Origin of the sequence: Nocardia takedensis NBRC 100417, from assembly GCF_000308695.1 — a bacterium.
Lineage (GTDB): Bacteria > Actinomycetota > Actinomycetes > Mycobacteriales > Mycobacteriaceae > Nocardia > Nocardia takedensis.
This window is the reverse complement of record NZ_BAGG01000011.1, coordinates 48,464-65,735: the sequence shown is the minus strand read 5'-3', so window position 1 is coordinate 65,735 and position 17,272 is coordinate 48,464. Positions and strand designations below refer to the sequence as shown.

Below are 17,272 nucleotides of genomic sequence, written 5' to 3'. Positions count from 1 at the left end.
GACAACTACCCAGCCCGCTCGAGTAGTTCCACGCGCCCGCCGGGCCGGGTCGCGACCGCACACTGGTGGGCATGAGCACACCAAACGCCCGGCCGCGCAGCACCTCGGCCTATGTGGCGCAGGCCGCGATCGCGTTCGGCATCAGCTTGTTCGGGGCGGGCGTCGGCATCTTCTATCTCCCGCTGGACGTCTGGCAGCGCGGCTTCCTCGGGATGACGGTGCTGTTCCTGGTGACCAGTTCCTTCACCCTGGCCAAGGTGGTGCGCGATCAACACGAGGCCGCGTCGTTGACCGTACGGGTCGATCAGGCCCGACTGGAGAAGCTGGTCTCCGAACACGATCCGTTCAAGACCGTCTGACCAACCGAATCGATGCCCACCCGGCGAGCCGGGTGAACGAGGGGTCCCGACCCGTCGGGTGGGCATCACCGCCCGTGCGCGGCTATTTGAGTTCGTGTTCGCGGGCGGCGGATTCCGCCAGGTAGGCGCGGGCGCGGGCGGCGACGTCGGCCGACCAGTCCGGTGGCTGCGCGACGGCGGCCCAGGCGTCGAGCACCAGCGACCCGTAATTGTGGCCGTGTCCGTCGGCCACCTTCTGCGCCCGCGGCAGATCCGCCGCCACCTGCCAGAACGTGACGATCGGATACCACGACATCCGCGAGGACACGTCGGGACCGCGCGGTTCGCGCAGCCAATCCGGTTCGCGGAACAGCAGATCCGGCGACCACCACACCACCGGATCGGAGGCGTGCTGGAGGTAGACGATGCGCGGGTCCAGCCAGGTCGCACCGGGTGCACCCAGGTCGAGGCCCTTGTCGGCGAAGCGCACCGCGAAGCCGTCGGAGACGACGGGCAGGATCTCCGGCGTGCCGGGATCGCGCCGGGTGACGAATTCGCGCCACAGACGGTTGGAGTTCGGCGGGCCGACCCACAGGACGCCGTCGGTGCGGTTGCGGATGTCGGCCAATCCGGAGAAGGCGCCCTCGGACCCCTGCGAACCCAAGCTCTCGCCGTAGACCAGCAGTTTCGGCCGGTCCTCGGCGGGGCGGGCCGACCAGCGCTCGTAGACCTTGTCGAACAGCAGTCGCCCGGCGGTGGTGGCCTTGTCCTTGTCCGACAGGAACGACAGCACGCTGGGCAGATACGAGTACTGGGTGGCGACGATCGCGGTGTCACCGCCGAACATCAACTCCACCGATTCCGCGCTGCTGGAATCGACCCAGCCGGTGCCCGTGGTGGTCACCACGACCAGCGCCTCGCGCTCGAAGGCCGCGGTGCGTTCCAGTTCGGCGACGGCGAGATCGGCCTGCGCCTCCGGGTCGGGGGCCGACTCCAGACCCGTGTACACGCGGATGGGTTCGCGGGCGGGCCGTCCGGTGACGCCCTGGATCGCGGCCGCGTCCGGACCGTAGGAGACGAACCAGCGGCCCTCCGACCCGAGGGTGTCCCACGGCGCGAGCGATTGCGGACTCCCCGAACGCTCCGGCTGTTGCGGCTGCACGGCGTTCTCGGAGGTGTTGCTGTTGCGAACGCTGAACGCCGAATTCGCGACGTCGAAGAACAGCTTGCTGAGCACGCCGTTGAACAGCAGGATCGCCAGCACCGCGACGATCAGGAACCCGGCGGGCTGCGCGATCGACCGTGGGATGTGCACCCATTTCATCAATTCGGCCGACACCCAGCGCACGAAGCGGCGTGCCGACCGGAACGCCCCGATGAGCACGGCCGCCACCGCCGCGCTCAGCAACCCCGTACGCAGGAAGCCGGGGGTGGTACCGGTCTCCATGCCCATCAGGTCGAAGATCTCGCGCTGCCAGCGCGCGGAGATCAGCAGCATCACCACCGCGATGACCAGGCAGGCCACCACGATCGTCGTCTTCAGGGCACCCGAGAGCCACGACGGCCGACGCTCGTAGCGCTCGCGCCACGCGTCGGGCAGTGTGACCTTCCGCCGCAGCCAGGGCAGCACCGCCTTGCGGAACGCCCAACTCAGCAGACAGCCGACGCCGTAGCCGATGGCCCCGTTGACACCGCTGACCAGCCCTTCGATCAGCCAGTCCCGGGGTAGTAGCGACGGGGACAGCGACCAGGAGAAGAACACCGTGGCGACGATGATCCCGACGTAGTCGGGATGGAAGAACCGTTCGACGACGCGAACGACTCCGTCCGCGTCGCCGCGGACACGATCCGAGACTTCTCGAGCCCCGGACGCGCTCAAAGAGCGTCGGCCCCGAACAGCTTCGGCAGCGTGCCCTCGAACGCCTCGCGCAACTCCGCGAGCGGCACCGAGAACTGCCCCTGCACCTCGACCTCGTCCGACCCCTGGTCCACTACGCCGATGCGCGTCCACGGCAGACCGCGCGCGTCGCACATCTTGGTGAACCTGGTCTCCTCGGTGCGCGGCACCGCGACCAGCACCCGGCCCGCGCTCTCGGAGAACAGCGCGACGAACGGGTCGGCCCCTTCGGGCAGCAGGATCCGGCAACCGGTCTCACCGGCCAGCGCGGCCTCCACGACCGTCTGGGCGAGCCCGCCCTCGGACAGGTCGTGCGCGGCGCTGATCAGACCGTCGCGCGACCCCGAGGCGAGGATGTCGGCGAGCAGTTGCTCGCGGGCGAAATCCACCTTCGGCGGCACACCGCCGAGATGATCGTGGGCGACCTGGGCCCAGATCGAGCCGCCGAACTCGTCGGCCGTCTCGCCGAGCAGGATCAGCGTCTCGCCCGGTTCGAGCCCGAGACCCGTGGGGATGCGGCGGTGCACGTCATCGATGACGCCGAGCACGCCGACCACCGGCGTGGGCAGGATGGGGACCTGACCGGTCTGGTTGTAGAAGCTGACGTTGCCGCCGGTGACCGGGATGCCCAGCGCGACACAGCCGTCGGCCAATCCGCGCACGGCCTGCTGGAACTGCCACATCACGCCCGGGTCCTCCGGCGAACCGAAGTTCAGGCAGTTGGTGACGGCCTTCGGGGTGGCCCCGGTGGTGGCCACGTTGCGGAACGCCTCGGCCAGCGCGAGTTGCGCACCCGCGTACGGGTCGAGTTTGGTGTAGCGGCCCGAGGCGTCGGTGGCCAGCGCGATACCGCGGCCGGTGCTCTCATCGATCCGGATGACGCCCGCGTCGGCGTGTTCGGCGAGCACGGTGTTGCCGCGCACGTAGCGGTCGTACTGTTCGGTGATCCACTTGCGGCTGCACAGTTGCGGGCTGGCGATCATCCTCAGCAGCGTGGCGCGCAATTCGTCACCGGTCTTCGGCCGGTCCAGGGTGTCGGCGCTGTCGGCGATCAGGGCGTCCTGCTCGTCGGGGCGGCGCACCGGTCGCTCGTAGACCGGGCCTTCGTGGGCGACGGTGCGCGGCGGCACGTCCACCACCGTCTCGCCGTGCCAGGTGACCACCAGGCGCTCGCCGTCGGTGACCTCGCCGATGACGGTGGCCAGCACGTCCCATTTCTTGCAGACCGCCATGAAGGCGTCCACGTTCTCGGGGGTGACGACCGCGCACATGCGTTCCTGCGACTCGCTGGACAGGATCTCGGCGGGCGTCATGTTGGCCGCGCGCAGCGGCACCTTCGTCAGGTCGATGCGCATGCCGCCGTCGCCCGCCGCGGCGAGTTCGGAGGTCGCGCACGACAGTCCGGCGCCGCCCAGATCCTGGATGCCGACCACCAGGTCGGCGGCGTAGAGCTCGAGGCAGCACTCGATGAGCACCTTCTCGGTGAACGGGTCGCCGACCTGTACGCTCGGCAGCTTCTTGCGGCCGCCGCCGGATTCGTCGCCGGAGAAGGAGTCCGAGGCGAGCACGGACACGCCGCCGATGCCGTCCAGGCCGGTGCGCGCGCCGAACAGGATGATCTTGTTGCCCGCACCCGAGGCGAAGGCCAGGTGCAGGTCCTCGACCCGCATGACGCCCGCGCACAGCGCGTTCACCAGTGGATTGCCCTGGTAGGAGGCATCGAAGACGGTCTCACCGCCGACATTGGGCAGCCCGAGGGAATTGCCGTAGCCGCCGACGCCGCGCACGACCCCGTCGACCACGCGCCGGGTATCGGGCGCGTCGGCCGCGCCGAAACGCAACTGGTCCATGACCGCGATCGGCCGCGCGCCCATCGCCATGATGTCGCGCACGATGCCGCCGACACCGGTGGCCGCGCCCTGGTAGGGCTCGACGTAGGACGGGTGGTTGTGGCTCTCGACCTTGAAGGTGACCGCCCAGCCGTCGCCGACGTCGACCACGCCGGCGTTCTCGCCGATGCCCGCGAGCATGCTCGAGCGCATCTCGTCGGTGGTGGTCTGACCGAAGTAGCGCAGGTGCACCTTCGAGGACTTGTAGGAGCAGTGCTCGCTCCACATCACCGAGTACATCGCCAACTCGGCGTCCGTCGGCCTGCGGCCCAGGATCTCCTTGATGCGGGCGTACTCGTCGTCCTTGAGGCCCAGTTCCTTGTAGGGCTGGGGGGCATCGGGTGTTGCTGCGGCTGCGCTGACGGTGTCGACCTGCGGAGTCACGGAGTACCAAGGTCCTTTCGGCCGGGCAGCGGCGGCGAGCCGGCACTGTCACGGAGGAGCGGCGTCACTGGGGTGCGGCGAGATGCCTGCAGCCAGTCTAGAGGGGGCTCGGCGCGGGCACGCAGCGGAGGGCCGCGGGACGGCGTGCCCTGTGGACAACCGCGCCGCCTGTGCACAACTCGATGCCCGCCGCGTGATCGCTGCCGCGTTGCCCGAGGTTGCGAGCCCGGTCACATCCCCGCGCGGACCGGCCTGTCACGGTGATGTTCCCGTATCCGGTCCGACGATTGCGGAGCCGGACCGCGCTCCCGCCGCCCACACCGCCCCGATACGCTGTCGGTCGTGACCGAACGAGCGGGCGTGGCGAATTCGCCGGAGGGGAAGGTCGCCGCCGAACCCGCGGCCGACGGTGTCGACGGCCCCGGAGACGGTCCGCTCGCCCGATACCGCTCCCGCTGGTTGGCCTGCGCGATCGCGTTGTTCACCGTCGCGGCGGCGGTCTCGCTGCTGGTGCACTGGTGGTCGGGATACATCGACTTGCAGGTGTATCGCAACGGCGCCCGCGTCTGGCTCGACGGCGGCGAACTGTACGGGCCGCTGCCGCCGGTGGAGAACATCGGACTGCCCTTCACCTATCCCCCGCTGGCCGCGCTGTTCTTCGCGCCGCTGGCGCTGATGCCGTTGCTGTTGGCCGAATGGGTCGTGGTGGTGACCAACATCGCGTGCCTGAGCCTGGCGCTGTGGCTGGTGCTGACCCGCATCCGTCCGTCGCTGGACCGCTACACCACGCTGAGCGTGCTGTTCGCGGCCGTCGGCTTCGCCTTCTTCCTCGAACCGGTGCGCCAGACCTTCGGATTCGGCCAGATCAACCTGGTGCTGATGACGGCCATCGCCCTGGACTGCTTGGTGCGTAAGCCGTTCTGGCCGCGCGGCATGCTCATCGGCGTCGCGGTGTCGATCAAACTGATCCCCGCGGGTTTCCTGCTCTACTTCCTGCTGCGCCGGGACTGGAAGGCGGCGGGCACCCTGGTGGTCTCGGCCGCGGCGGCCGTCGGCGTCGGATTCCTGCTGTTCCCGCGCGATTCGATGGAGTACTGGTTCGACACGCTCGCCGACACCGGCCGCATCGGCCCGCCCTATTTCGCGGGCAACCAGTCCATCAAGGGCATGACCTTCCGACTCGGCGTCTCCGACTCGCTGGCCACCGTCCTGTGGATCGCGCTGGCCGCGGTGGCGGTCGCGTTGGCCGCGGTGTGGATGCACCGGCTGATCGGGGCAGGCGCGACGGTGGCGGCGCTGCTGGTGAACGCCGCGGCGGTCCTGCTGGTCTCGCCGGTCTCCTGGTCGCACCACTGGGTGTGGGTCGCGCCCGCGCTGCTCGTCGTCGCCGACGGCATAGCGCTCGGCCGCAGGCGGCGGTGGTACCTGTGGACGGTGGGCGCGCTGACCGTGCTGTTCCTCATCGGGCCGCACTGGTTGCTGCCGCACTCGAAGGATCTCGAACTCGAGTGGGCCTGGTGGCAACAGATCATCGGCAGCAGCTACGTCCTGGTCACGCTGGCGATCTTCGTCGCGGCGGTCGCGACCTACCGCCCCGCGCGCGTCGACCACGCGTCGGCCGCCTGACCCGATCCACCGCGTCCACACAGCCCGATCGCGTCGCAGGCACCACGCCTGTCGGCCGCGTCGACAGCCGAACGAGTCGTAGGCACCACGCCTGTCAGTCCCGGGACCTACAGTGCCTGGCGTGACCGATCGCGAGACCTTCGCTCCCCTGGTGTTCTTCGAGTACGACCACCGGCCGGGCGAGTACTGCCTGATGCTGACCGACGACCACATGGTCGCGACCCAGGACGTGTTCGCCGCCGCCGGCTACGAGGGCGGCGGCTACGACTGGGCGGGCGTGGCACGCTCGGCGATCCGAGCGCGACTGCCCGAGGCCGCCGACCGCGTCCGTTTCGATCCGGAGGCGGGCATGTTCGTCGCCTACGGCTCGGACCCGGAGGCGTTGCGCGGCCTCGGCGCGGTGCTGCGCGAGGCCGTGCGGGACCGGAAACTACTCGCCGAACTGATCGGCGCGGGCGATCCGGACTGGTTCGACTGATCGCTACTCGGCGGGGGTGAGGAACGCGGCGAGGGCGGCGGCGTAGGCCGGGACGTCGTGCGCGCCCATCAATTCCCGCGCCGAATGCATCGCCAGTTGCGGCGCGCCGACGTCGACGGTCGACATGCCGGTGCGCGCGGCCGTCATCGGACCGATGGTGGATCCACAGGGCAGGTCCGCGCGGTGCACGTAGCGCTGCAACGGCACTCCGGCCTGCGCGGCGGCCAGGGCGAACGCGCCCGCGCCCGCGGCGTCGGTGGCGTAGCGCAGGTTCTGGTTGACCTTGAGCACCGGCCCGCCGTTGACCTCGATGCGGTGGGCGGGTTCGTGGCGTTCCGGGTAGTTGGGGTGGGTGGCGTGGGCCATGTCGCCGGAGGCGCACACCGAACCGGCCAGCGCGGCCAGGTATTCGGTGCGCCCGCCGCCACGCGCCAGCGCGATCCGCTCCAGCACGGCGGGCAGCAGATCCGATTGCGCGCCGCGGTCGGACTGGCTGCCGACCTCCTCGTGGTCGAACATGGCCAGCACCGGGATGGCCGCGCCGGGGTCGTCGACCGCGGCGAGGAAGGCGTGCGACCCGGCGTAGCAGGTGCCCTGGTTGTCGAGCCTGGGCGCGCTGACGAGGTCGTCGCCGTCGCCGACGATCCGACTCGGGGTCAGGTCGTGGGTCATCAGTTCCCAGCCGAGGACGTCGCCCGCGGGCACACCGGCCCGCTCGGCGACGTAGCGCAGGAACGAGCGCGGTTCCGTGCCGACACCCCAGACGGCGTTGACGTGACGCTGCGGGTCCAGGGTGACCCCGCGTCGGTCCTCGGACAGGTGGATGGCCAGTTGGGGCACCCGCAGGATCGGGTCGTCCACGCGGATCAGGTGTTCGCGCACCGTGTTTCCGGCGCGCACGCTCAGGCGGCCGGACAGGCCGAGGTCGCGGTCGAGCCAGGAGTTGAGCAGTGCGCCGCCGTAGGGTTCGAGGCCGACGACTCGCCAGCCCGCCACGACGAGGTCGGGGTGCTGTTTGACGCGCAGGTTCGGGCTGTCGGTGTGCGCGCCGACGACCCGGAACGGGGTGATCGGGGCGGTGGCGGCGGCGGTGGACCAGGCGACCAGCGATCCGCCGCGCACGACGTAGTACCGGCCCGTTTCGCCGTCGGGCCAGGGTTGCGCTTCGGCCAGTCGGGTGAATCCCCGCGCGTCGAGTTCGCGGGCGACGGTCGCGCACACGTGGAACGGCGAGGGGGATTCGTCGATGAACGAGCAGAGCCCGGCGGCGGTGGCGGAGGTTGTCGATACCGGCATGCCGGCAATCCTAGGGCGGTGCTCGGGGTGCGGGCCGGGCGTACTCCTCGCGCGCGAGGGATGGATCGCGGTGGAATGGATCCGCGCGGTATTCGCTTCGCCTTCATGCATGATCCGCTGTGCAATTCTCAGAATTGCGAATCAGCGCAAATCCGGCAACGCAAGACCCCAGTTATCCTGACACGATTGTCCGGTTGACCCTTTCGGCCGGCTTTCCGCACAACCCCGCGCGATCGGCCGTGAACACCGTGTCCGAATTTTCCAGCACGCGTGCCGGTTAATTCCGCCCGGCATTCATCGGACGAATCACGACTCCGGTGGATGAGTCAACGAAACCGTGTCGGCAAAACAATGGACGGGATAACTAGCCCAGTCCGGCGGCCACGAGATCGAGCAGGCGCATCAACTCGGTATAGCGACGCACGCCGATCCGCGCGCGCAGGGCCTGCTCGACATGGGTCTCCTCGGCCCGCACGGCGGCGACCAACTCGTCCCCGAGGCTGCTCAGGCCGATGAGGATGCGCCTGCGGTCCTCCTCGGCGGCTACCCGGAAGATCAGGCCGCGTTCGGCGAGATAGTCCGCGTGCCGCGTCGCCGAGGAGGGCGGCAACTGCGACCGCGCGGCCAATTCCGTCATCGTCACCCCGACATCGGTGGACAAATTGCACAGCATTGTCCACTGATCCGCCGAAAGCTGTTTCGCGCACAATGCGTCATCGAGATGATGCAACCAACGTCGCTCCGCAGCCCGCAGAGCGCCATGCAGCGTGGAATATCCGCTTACGATCGCCGTCATTTTTCCACCCGCCAAGAAATTCGCCCGAACAATCAGCAGAGTACCGAATGAACACGTTCAGTGAGCGCCGGCAGCGAAACGCCGGCGTACCGAAGGGCGGTGCATATGTCGTGGATCACACCATTCCGGCGGGCAGAAAAAACCGAACGGCCCGATCGGATTCACCGATCGGGCCGTGTTCGACAGTGACTCAGGCGCTGACGACCAACGCGTCGAGCACCGAGAGGAACAGCCCCATGCCGTCGTCGCTCGGGCCGGTGAGCGGTTCGGTGGCGTGCTCGGGATGCGGCATCAGACCGACGACACGGCCGTCGGCCGAGGCGATGCCGGCGATACCGCGCTGCGAACCGTTCGGGTTCTCGCCCGAGTAGCGGAACACCACCCGACCCTCGCCCTCGAGTTCGTCGAGCACCTCCGGTGCCGCCTGGTAGCGGCCCTCACCGGACTTCAGCGGGATCAGGATCTGCGCGCCCGGTTCGTAGCGGGAGGTCCAGGCCGTGTCGACCGACTCCACCGTCAGCCACTCGTCGCGGCAGAGGAAGTGCAGGCCCTCGTTGCGGGTCAGCGCACCCGGGAGCAGACCGGCCTCGCACAGCACCTGGAAGCCGTTGCAGATGCCCAGCACCGGCAGACCGCCGCGCGCGGCCTCCACGACCTTGCCCATCACCGGGGCGAAACGGGCGATCGCGCCCGCGCGCAGGTAGTCGCCGTAGGAGAAGCCGCCGGGCACGACGACCGCGTCGACACCCTTGAGGTCGGCGTCGGCGTGCCACAGGCTGACCGCCTCGGCCCCGGAGCGCCCGACCGCGCGCGCCGCGTCGACGTCGTCCAGGGTGCCGGGGAAGGTGATGACACCGATCCGCGCGCTCATGAGACGCGGACCACCTTCCACTCCTCGATGACGGTGTTGGCCAGCAGCGCCTCGGCGATCTGCTCGAGTTCGGCGTCGCTGACGCTGTCGTCCACGTCGAGCTCGAACCGCTTGCCCTGCCGCACATCGGTGATCCCGGCGAATCCCAGACGCGGGAGCGCACCGGCGATGGCCTGTCCCTGCGGATCCAGGATCTCGGCCTTCGGCATCACTTCGACCACGACTCGTGCCACGCGTTACTCCTCGAGTGGTATGCGGGGGTTACAACGGAAGCGTAGTCGTCGGGGGCGTTCCGAGCACGGTCGGGGTGGCGTGCGGATCGGCGCGCGGCCAATAGCATGAACCCATGCGCATAGCCCACTTCGGCCACTCCTGCTTGCTCGTCGAGTCGCACGGTCGCAAGGTGCTGTTCGACCCCGGCAACTTCTCGCACGGATTCGAGGGCATCACCGGCCTGGACGCGATCGCGGTCACCCACCAGCACCCCGACCACATCGACCCGACGCGGATCGAGGCGCTGATCGACGCCAACCCGGACGCCCGACTGTTCTGCGATCCGCAGACCGCCGGGCAGCGCGCCGAACGCTGGGAACCCGTGCACGCGGGCCAAGTGGTCGAATTGGGCGAGTTGCGGATCACCGGCGGCGGGGGCAGGCACGCGGTCATCCACCCGGACCTGCCGGTCGTCGACAACACCGTGTTCCAACTCGGCACCGCCGAGGACCCGTCGCAGTTCGTCCACCCCGGCGACTCGCTGTGGGTGCCCTCGACGCCGGTCGGCGTGTTGGCGGCGCCCGCCGCCGCGCCGTGGATGCGGATCAGCGAGGCGGTCGACTATGTGCGCTCGGTCCGGCCGCGCACGGCCCTGCCCATCCATTTCGGGATCATCGAACCGGACGCGCGCGGCATCTACTTCGGCCGGTTGACCGAGATGGCACCGGACGGAACCGAATTCACCGTCCTGTCCCCCGAGGACGCCCGCGACTTCTGAGCCCTCGACGGCACATTTCCGCACCTCGGGCGGCGCTGACCCGCGTCCGCGTCCACGCACACCGGCTAACAGGTCGCACATCCGGTAGCGAAAGATTGCCTGAATAGGCCCTGTTGTCCGGAAACAACAATCGCCCCTGCCCCCGGACGGATACAACTCGGTCGACATCCAAGCAAGCCAACTTCTTTCGTGGCCTTTGATGCTTAGATGCTCAAGACGGCGGAGATTAGCTGCTACCGCGCAGGAGGCGGATATGTCCGACGAGAACCGACCCGACGACCTGTTCGCCATGCGTGGGCTACGCCGCGGCGCACCTCACGAAGGGTTTCCGCACCGGGAACTGCCCGGTGAGGTGGCCTACGAGATCGTGCACGACGAACTGCTGCTCGACGGCGTCTCGCGGATGAATCTGGCCACCTTCTGCACCACCTGGGCCGACGACTACGCCCGCCGGTTGATGGCCGAGTCGATGGACAAGAACATCGTCGACAAGGACGAGTACCCGCAGACCGCCGAACTGGAACGGCGCTGCGTGCGCATGGTCGCCGACCTGTGGCACTCCCCCGACGCGGCCGCCTACGTCGGCACCTCGACCATCGGTTCCAGCGAAGCCGCGATGCTCGGCGGGCTGGCCGCGAAATTCCGCTGGCGGGCCCGCGGCGGCACCGGCGTCCCGAATTTCGTGTGCGGGGCGGTGCAGGTCTGCTGGGAGAAGTTCGCGCGCTACTTCGACGTCGAGATGCGGCGTATCCCGCTGCGCGGGGACCAACTGACCATGCGGCCCGCCGACATCGCCCGGTACTGCGACGAGAACACCATCATGGTCGTGCCCACCTTCGGCCAGACCTACACCGGCCTGTTCGAGGACGTCGCGGGCATCAGCCGCGCTCTCGACGACCTCCAGGCCGCCAAGGGTCTGGACATCCCGATCCACGTCGACGCGGCCAGCGGCGGTTTCCTCGCCCCGTTCTGCGCGCCCGACCTGGTCTGGGATTTCCGGCTGCCCCGGGTCAAATCCATCAACGCCTCCGGGCACAAGACCGGGCTCGCGCCGCTCGGCGCGGGGTGGGCGATCTGGCGCGAGCGCGCCGACCTGCCCGACGAACTGGTCTTCGACGTCGACTACCTCGGCGGGTCGATGGCGACGTTCAACCTGAACTTCTCCCGGCCGGGCGGCCAGGCCATCACCCAGTACTACGACTTCATCCGGCTCGGCCGCCAAGGCTACGGCCGCGTGCAGGGCGCGATCTACGAGGTCGCGCGGCATCTGGCCGAAGGACTGTCGAAGACGGGCCTGTTCGAGATGATCCACGACGGCGACCCGCGGCGCGGGATCACCGCGGTGTCCTGGCGGCTGCGCTCCGGGCAGGACTTCAACCTCTACGACCTGTCGGACCGGCTGCGCAGCCGCGGGTGGCTGATCGCGGCCTACCCGCTACCGGCCGACCGGCAGGACGAGACGATCATGCGCGCGGTGCTGCGGCACGGCTTCACCCACGACATGGTGGATCTGCTGCTGGCCGATCTGGACCGCTGCCTGACGCTGCTGCGCAAACACCCGCTGGGCCTGTCGCGGGCCGAGGCGGGCGGCTTCACCCACAACGCCACCGCCGTCGTCCCCGGCAACCAGTTCGCCCGGCGCTGAGAACTACGCCGCCCGGTGAACTTACGCCGCCCGGTCGGCGATGAGCGGCTCCCAGCGGTACACCTCGGCGCGCGCACCGTGGTAGAGGGCCAGGTCGACGGCGTCCAGCAGCGCCTGCCGCGGGCCGGAACGCTGCAACTGGGCGGCCGAGACCGCCAGTCGCAGGATTCCGCCGCGCCGAGCGGTGCGGGCCGCGCCCATCACCAGCGCCCGGCACCACCACGGCTCGGCACGGAATCCCTCACCGATCCCGTACACCCGCGCGCGCTGGGCCGTGTTGTGGTCCAGGTCGATGATCGAGGTCAGGCCCAGCGCGACCCGGAAGCCCAGTTCGGGCAGCGCCTCCAGCGCGCCCGCCGAGACGTCCCAGCGCGGCGCCGCGAACAGCCTGGTCCGCAGGCCGACCTGTTCCATCACCCGATCCGCGGCGGTCAGCCGCAGCATCGCCTCGTGCCGAGGCAGCCCGGCGAATTCGGCCCGGCGGCGCTTGGTGGCCGCCTGGTCGTAACCGTGCAGCACGATGGCGTCGCCGTCGGCCCGACGGCCGCGCAGCCACGCCTGCGTCGCCGGATCGTCGACCAACCGGTACTTGCCCTTGAGCCGAGGCGCGACCAGCAGCGACAACCGCACATCGCGGCGGTCCATCTCGGCCGCGAAGTCGATCGCGGCGTCACGGGTGGTGTCCCGGATCCCCGACACGGACACGATCAGCTCGGCGTTCATATCGCCCACGATGTCATTCGGACATGACAGGTTCGTGCAGGCGACGTGACCGGGCGACGAACACCCCGCCACGGGTGATCGGCGTCAGTCGCCCGCCAGGCCGAGGGTGTCCAGCACCCACGCGTACTCGAACGCCACTTCCTTCCACTTCTCGTAGCGTCCGCTGACACCGCCGTGGCCCGCGCTCATCTCCGTCTTGAGCAGCAGCGGCGAGTCGCCGGTCTTGGTGGCGCGCAGTTTGGCGACCCACTTGGCCGGTTCGACGTAGAGCACGCGGGTGTCGTTGAGGCTGGTGATCGCCAGGATCGCCGGATAGTCCTTGGCCTCGACGTTCTCGTAGGGAGCGTAGGACTTCATGTACTCGTAGACGTCCTTGTCCGCCAACGGATTACCCCACTCGTCCCATTCGATGACGGTCAGGGGGAGCGACGGGTCCAGGATCGAGGTCAGCGGGTCGACGAACGGCACGTTGGCCAGGATGCCCGCGAACAGTTCCGGGGCGAGGTTGGCGACCGCGCCCATCAGCAGTCCGCCCGCGCTGCCGCCGTCGGCGACGAGGCGGTCCGGCGCGGTGCGCCCGGTGTCCACGAGATGCCTTGCGCAGGAAACGAAATCGGTGAAGGTGTTCTTCTTGGTGAGGGTCTTGCCGTGTTCGTACCAGAGCCTGCCCATCTCACCGCCGCCGCGCACGTGCGCCACCGCGAAGACCATGCCGCGATCGAGCAGCGAGATCCGCGACACCGAGAACGACGGGTCCATGCTGGCCTCGTAGGAGCCGTACCCGTAGAGCAGCAACGGTTTCGGGCCCGCGGCGGCCTCGACGTCCTTCTTCCACACCAGCGAGATCGGGATGCGCGTGCCGTCCTCGGCCGTGGCCCAGTCGCGGTGCTGTTCGTAGTCGTCCGCGTCGTAGCCACCCAGGACCGGCTGTTCCTTGCGCAGCAGCAGCGCGCCGGTGGCGGGCACGTAGTCGAAGACCTGCATCGGAGTGATGAACGAGGTCAGCCCGATGCGCAGGGTCGGCTGATCCCATTCCGGGTTCGCGCCCGAGCCCACCGCGAACAGTTCCAGGTCGAATTCGAGTTCGCGCAGTTCGCCGTAGCCCTCGGCGGTCAGCGGCCAGACCGCGACCCGGGTCAGGGCCTCGCGGCGGTAGCTCAGCACCAGGTGATCGGCGAACGGGTCGACGTCCTCGAGGCGCACGTCGTCGCGGTGGCCGATGAGCAGCGTCATCGCGGACGGATCGGCGACCGGGGCCTCGGCCAGCACGAAGTTCTCCGCCTTCACCCCGTCGACCACGTCGTTGTGCAGGATCAGGAACCTGTCCTCGCCGCCGATCACCGCGTGTTCGGCCGAGTACTCCACGCCCTCGCGGCGCGGCAGCAGCACCCGGAATTCGCCCTCCGGATCGTCGGAGGCCAGCACCCAGCCCTCGGTGGTGATCTTGGAACCGACCCAGATCATCAGGTACTTCTCCGAGCGCGTGGCCCCGATGCTGACCCAGTACCGCTCGTCGGGCTCGTGGAAGACCTTCACGTCGGCGTCGGTGCCGGTGCCCAAGCGGTGCCGCCACACGGTGTCGGGCCGCCACGACTCGTCGACGGTCTGATAGAAGACGTGCGTGCCGTCCAGCGACCACGTCGCGCCGGGCGCGGTGCCCGCGATCTCGTCACCGAGCAGTTCCCCGGTGCGCAGATCCTTGATCCGCAGCGTGTAGCGCTCGTCGCCGACGGTGTCCACCGAGTAGGCCAGCAGCGTGCCGTCGTGACTGATCGAGAACGCGCCGAGGGCGAAGAAATCGGTGCCCTCGGCGAGCACGTTGCTGTCCAGCAGCACCTGCTCGCCCGGCACCTCGGTGCCCGCTTCCAACCCCGGCGGGGTCCAGGCGTCGATGCCCTCGGCGGCGGCGTCGATCGGGCAGCGGCAGTGCACGCCGTACTGTTTGCCCTCGAAGCTGCGCGAGTAGTACCAGAACTCACCCATCCGGGTCGGCACCGACAGATCGGTCTCCTGGGTGCGCGAGCGGATCTCCTCGAAGATCCGGCCCCGCAGGCCGTCGAGATGGGCGGTCCGGGCCTCGGTGTAGGCGTTCTCCGCCTCGAGGTAGGCGATGACCTCGGGATTCTCCTTGTCCCGCAGCCATTCGTACTCGTCGACGAACACATCGCCGTGATGGACCCGCTCGGTCGGCACCCGCTCGGCGACGGGTGCCGACACCCCACTCTCGACAGACATGCGCACCACCCTACTGTTCCGGGCCGCCGCCACCCGGATCTCGGCCCGCGGACCTCAGTAGGCTCGGCTGATGCGCCTTGCCCACGTCGCTCGTCTTGCCGCAACCGCCGCGCTGACCCTGTGCGCCCTCGGCTCCGGCGCGATCGCCCCCGCTTCCGCGTGCGCCTGCGGCGGGGTGGTCAGTCCGGGGAATTCGGCCACCGTCAACGACGAGGTCGCCCTGGCGGGCTGGGACGGCCGCCGCGAGACCGTCGTGATGCGACTGGGCCTGGAATCGGGGACCGACCACGCCGCGCTCATCGTGCCCACCCCCGCGCCCGCCAAAGTGGAGGCCGGTTCCGCGGCGACGTTCACCGAGCTGTCCCGGCTGACCGCGCCCGAGATCGTCACCGAACACCGCTGGTTCAGCGGCGACGGCTACGACGGCGCCACCTCGGCCGCCGCGCCGCCCGGCGGCGGACCCACGGTGCTCGAACGGGTCCAACTCGGCCCGATCGAGGCGACCACGCTGGCGGGCGGCACGCTCGACGGCCTGCGCGAGTGGTTGAACGCCAACGGCTACCAGATGAAACCGGAGATCATCGCCACCCTGGACCCGTACCTGCGGGAGAACTGGTCCTTCGTCGCCATCCGGCTGACCGGCGCCGACACCCTGCGCGGCGCGCTCGACCCGATCCGGATCGGCTTCGACAGCGACCGCTTCGTCTACCCGATGCGCATGTCGGCCGCCGCGACCACCCCGCAGACGGTGCGGCTCTACCTGCTCAGCGACCACCGGATGCAGCGCTCGGACACGGACGCCGGAAAGCAGTACACCGGCGTCGAATTCGCGGGCCGTATCGGTGACACCGCCGACCCGCAGTTACGCGAGTTGAGCGCCGACGGCCGCGACTACCTCACCGAACTCGAGGTCGGCATCGTCGAACCTTCCGCGATCACCAGCGATTTCACCTTCACCGCCGCACCGTCGGACGAGTCCCACCGCGCCAGGATCACCGTGGTCGACCACGTCGAATTGTTCGGATATCCCGCGGGCACGGTGATTCTGGGCGCCGCCGGACTGGCCGCGGCGGTGGTGGTGCTCGCGCTGGTGCGGGTGGTGCGCCGCGGGTCCTGACTCAGGCCCCCAGGGCGGGGCCGATGGTCGGCCACGACCGGTGCAGGCTGTCGCGCCAATAGGACCAGGAATGGGTTCCGGTGGGGCTGTAGTCGATTCGCGCGGGCACGCCCGCCGCGCGCAGTCGACGCTCGAAGCTCACCGTGCAGATGTTCACCCCGGCCTCCACCGGTCCGCCGAGGAAGATGTTCTCGGCCAGTTGGGGTTTGAGTTCCAACTCGTGCGGGCCGGGGAAGCCGGTGCCGGTGGACAGGTAGATCGCTTTGCCGCGCAACCGATCCGCCATCAGCGCCGGATCGTGGGCCGCCCAGTCCGGGCTGCCCGGCGGCCCCCACATGTTCAGCGGGTTGCCGCCGCGATTGGCGATGGAGAACATCACCGCACCCGCCGCCAGGCCGCTGTCCGGGCAGGCGGAATACCCGGCCACCGCCCGGTACAGCCCCGGATTACGGGCGGCCAGGACGAAGGCCGCGTTGCCGCCCATGGACAGTCCGCCGATGCCGTTGACGCCGTTGCCGTCGAAGGCGGCGTCGATGATCGGCGGCAGTTCGACGGTCAGGAAGGTCTCCCAGCGGTAGCGCCCGAAGCGGGGGTCGTCGCGCTGCCAGTCGGTGTAGTAACCGGCTTGGCCGCCGACCGGCAGCACGACGTTGAGGTTCTTGCCGCGGAAGAAGCCCTCGGCGTCGGTGGCGTTGGTCCAGGTGCTCTGTCCGACACCGGGATCGAGTCCGTCGAGCAGGTAGTAGGACGGGCGCGCGCCGCCGCCCGGCGAGTGCAGGACGTCGACCTGCATCGCGCGGCCCATGGCCGGGGACCGCACCCACAGCGTCGAACGGGTCGGGCTCAGGTCATCGACGCGGATGATGTCGGCCGCGGCGGACTCGGCTGGTCGACCCGCCATCGGGGCGACCGCCAGCGCGAGCGCCAGCACTAATCCAGCAATCGTCCGTCGCCGCATGGCCCCACCTCCACCACTGCCGAGCAAT

Annotated in this window: 15 protein-coding genes; 6 read left to right on the top strand and 9 right to left on the bottom strand. The window is 69.5% G+C overall.

The window, feature by feature from the left end:
* Positions 1–71: 71 nt before the first annotated feature.
* Positions 72–359, top strand: a complete 288-nt coding sequence (locus ON30_RS03105; protein WP_040704025.1) for a YiaA/YiaB family inner membrane protein — start codon at positions 72–74, stop codon at positions 357–359.
* Positions 360–441: 82 nt separating this feature from the next.
* Here the strand turns inward: ON30_RS03105 and ON30_RS03100 are convergent, their stop codons facing one another.
* Both ON30_RS03100 and purL read right to left on the bottom strand, forming a co-directional pair.
* Positions 442–2,217: an alpha/beta hydrolase gene (locus tag ON30_RS03100; RefSeq protein WP_051028876.1), complete on the bottom strand. Its 1,776-nt coding sequence runs from the start codon at positions 2,215–2,217 to the stop codon at positions 442–444.
* Positions 2,214–4,508 carry a phosphoribosylformylglycinamidine synthase subunit PurL gene (gene purL / locus ON30_RS03095; protein WP_040704024.1) on the bottom strand — a complete coding sequence of 765 codons (2,295 nt, stop codon included), beginning with the start codon at positions 4,506–4,508 and terminating at the stop codon, positions 2,214–2,216. Before purL ends, ON30_RS03100 begins: the two co-directional genes overlap by 4 nt.
* Positions 4,509–4,850: 342 nt before the next feature.
* On the opposite strand from purL, the gene ON30_RS03090 reads away from it, so the two are divergent.
* Together ON30_RS03090 and ON30_RS03085 are read left to right on the top strand one after the other, a co-directional pair.
* Positions 4,851–6,134, top strand: a complete 1,284-nt coding sequence (locus ON30_RS03090; protein WP_051028875.1) for a glycosyltransferase 87 family protein — start codon at positions 4,851–4,853, stop codon at positions 6,132–6,134.
* Positions 6,135–6,255: 121 nt separating this feature from the next.
* Positions 6,256–6,612, top strand: a complete 357-nt coding sequence (locus ON30_RS03085; protein WP_040704023.1) for an immunity 51 family protein — start codon at positions 6,256–6,258, stop codon at positions 6,610–6,612.
* Positions 6,613–6,615: 3 nt separating this feature from the next.
* Here ON30_RS03085 and ON30_RS03080 read toward each other — a convergent pair whose 3' ends face one another.
* The 4 genes from ON30_RS03080 to purS form a co-directional block, all read right to left on the bottom strand.
* Positions 6,616–7,908, bottom strand: a complete 1,293-nt coding sequence (locus ON30_RS03080; protein WP_040704022.1) for a M18 family aminopeptidase — start codon at positions 7,906–7,908, stop codon at positions 6,616–6,618.
* A 364-nt stretch (positions 7,909–8,272) separates the two neighbouring features.
* On the bottom strand, positions 8,273–8,704 hold the full coding sequence (locus tag ON30_RS03075; protein ID WP_040704021.1) for a MarR family winged helix-turn-helix transcriptional regulator: 432 nt from the start codon (positions 8,702–8,704) through the stop codon (positions 8,273–8,275).
* Between the two features lie 190 nt (positions 8,705–8,894).
* A complete protein-coding gene (gene purQ, locus ON30_RS03070) occupies positions 8,895–9,575 on the bottom strand; it encodes a phosphoribosylformylglycinamidine synthase subunit PurQ (RefSeq protein ID WP_040704019.1) in 681 nt (226 codons plus the stop codon).
* Entirely contained in the window at positions 9,572–9,808 is a 237-nt protein-coding gene (gene purS / locus ON30_RS03065; protein ID WP_040704017.1) for a phosphoribosylformylglycinamidine synthase subunit PurS, read from the bottom strand. Before purS ends, purQ begins: the two co-directional genes overlap by 4 nt.
* 113 nt (positions 9,809–9,921) lie before the next feature.
* Between purS and ON30_RS03060 the strand changes: the two genes are divergently transcribed.
* Together ON30_RS03060 and gad are read left to right on the top strand one after the other, a co-directional pair.
* Positions 9,922–10,566, top strand: a complete 645-nt coding sequence (locus ON30_RS03060) for an MBL fold metallo-hydrolase (RefSeq protein WP_040704015.1) — start codon at positions 9,922–9,924, stop codon at positions 10,564–10,566.
* 253 nt (positions 10,567–10,819) lie between these two features.
* The gene (gene gad, locus ON30_RS03055; RefSeq protein ID WP_040704014.1) at positions 10,820–12,211 is read left to right on the top strand and encodes a glutamate decarboxylase; all 1,392 of its coding nucleotides are present in this window, start codon (positions 10,820–10,822) and stop codon (positions 12,209–12,211) included.
* 21 nt (positions 12,212–12,232) lie between these two features.
* On the opposite strand, the gene ON30_RS03050 is transcribed toward gad, so the two are convergent.
* Together ON30_RS03050 and ON30_RS03045 are read right to left on the bottom strand one after the other, a co-directional pair.
* A complete protein-coding gene (locus ON30_RS03050; protein ID WP_040704012.1) occupies positions 12,233–12,934 on the bottom strand; it encodes a DUF2334 domain-containing protein in 702 nt (233 codons plus the stop codon).
* 84 nt (positions 12,935–13,018) lie between these two features.
* A complete protein-coding gene (locus ON30_RS03045) occupies positions 13,019–15,169 on the bottom strand; it encodes a S9 family peptidase (RefSeq protein WP_040704120.1) in 2,151 nt (716 codons plus the stop codon).
* Between the two features lie 70 nt (positions 15,170–15,239).
* Here ON30_RS03045 and ON30_RS03040 point away from each other — a divergent pair, with 70 nt between their 5' ends.
* Positions 15,240–16,286: a DUF2330 domain-containing protein gene (locus tag ON30_RS03040; protein WP_040704011.1), complete on the top strand. Its 1,047-nt coding sequence runs from the start codon at positions 15,240–15,242 to the stop codon at positions 16,284–16,286.
* Between the two features lies 1 nt (position 16,287).
* Here ON30_RS03040 and ON30_RS03035 read toward each other — a convergent pair whose 3' ends face one another.
* Positions 16,288–17,244 carry an alpha/beta hydrolase gene (locus ON30_RS03035; protein WP_040704009.1) on the bottom strand — a complete coding sequence of 319 codons (957 nt, stop codon included), beginning with the start codon at positions 17,242–17,244 and terminating at the stop codon, positions 16,288–16,290.
* Between the last annotated feature and the right edge of the window lie 28 nt (positions 17,245–17,272).

Bases quoted from the DNA above. Each gene is read 5' to 3' on its own strand.
- ON30_RS03105 (WP_040704025.1), top strand. From the start codon at position 72: ATGAGCACACCAAACGCCCGGCCGCGCAGCACCTCGGCCTATGTGGCG.
- purQ (WP_040704019.1), bottom strand. From the start codon at position 9,575: ATGAGCGCGCGGATCGGTGTCATCACCTTCCCCGGCACCCTGGACGAC.
- ON30_RS03040 (WP_040704011.1), top strand. From the start codon at position 15,240: ATGCGCCTTGCCCACGTCGCTCGTCTTGCCGCAACCGCCGCGCTGACC.
- ON30_RS03075 (WP_040704021.1), bottom strand. From the start codon at position 8,704: ATGACGGCGATCGTAAGCGGATATTCCACGCTGCATGGCGCTCTGCGG.
- ON30_RS03080 (WP_040704022.1), bottom strand. From the start codon at position 7,908: ATGCCGGTATCGACAACCTCCGCCACCGCCGCCGGGCTCTGCTCGTTC.
- gad (WP_040704014.1), top strand. From the start codon at position 10,820: ATGTCCGACGAGAACCGACCCGACGACCTGTTCGCCATGCGTGGGCTA.
- ON30_RS03060 (WP_040704015.1), top strand. From the start codon at position 9,922: ATGCGCATAGCCCACTTCGGCCACTCCTGCTTGCTCGTCGAGTCGCAC.
- ON30_RS03045 (WP_040704120.1), bottom strand. From the start codon at position 15,169: ATGTCTGTCGAGAGTGGGGTGTCGGCACCCGTCGCCGAGCGGGTGCCG.
- ON30_RS03050 (WP_040704012.1), bottom strand. From the start codon at position 12,934: ATGAACGCCGAGCTGATCGTGTCCGTGTCGGGGATCCGGGACACCACC.
- ON30_RS03035 (WP_040704009.1), bottom strand. From the start codon at position 17,244: ATGCGGCGACGGACGATTGCTGGATTAGTGCTGGCGCTCGCGCTGGCG.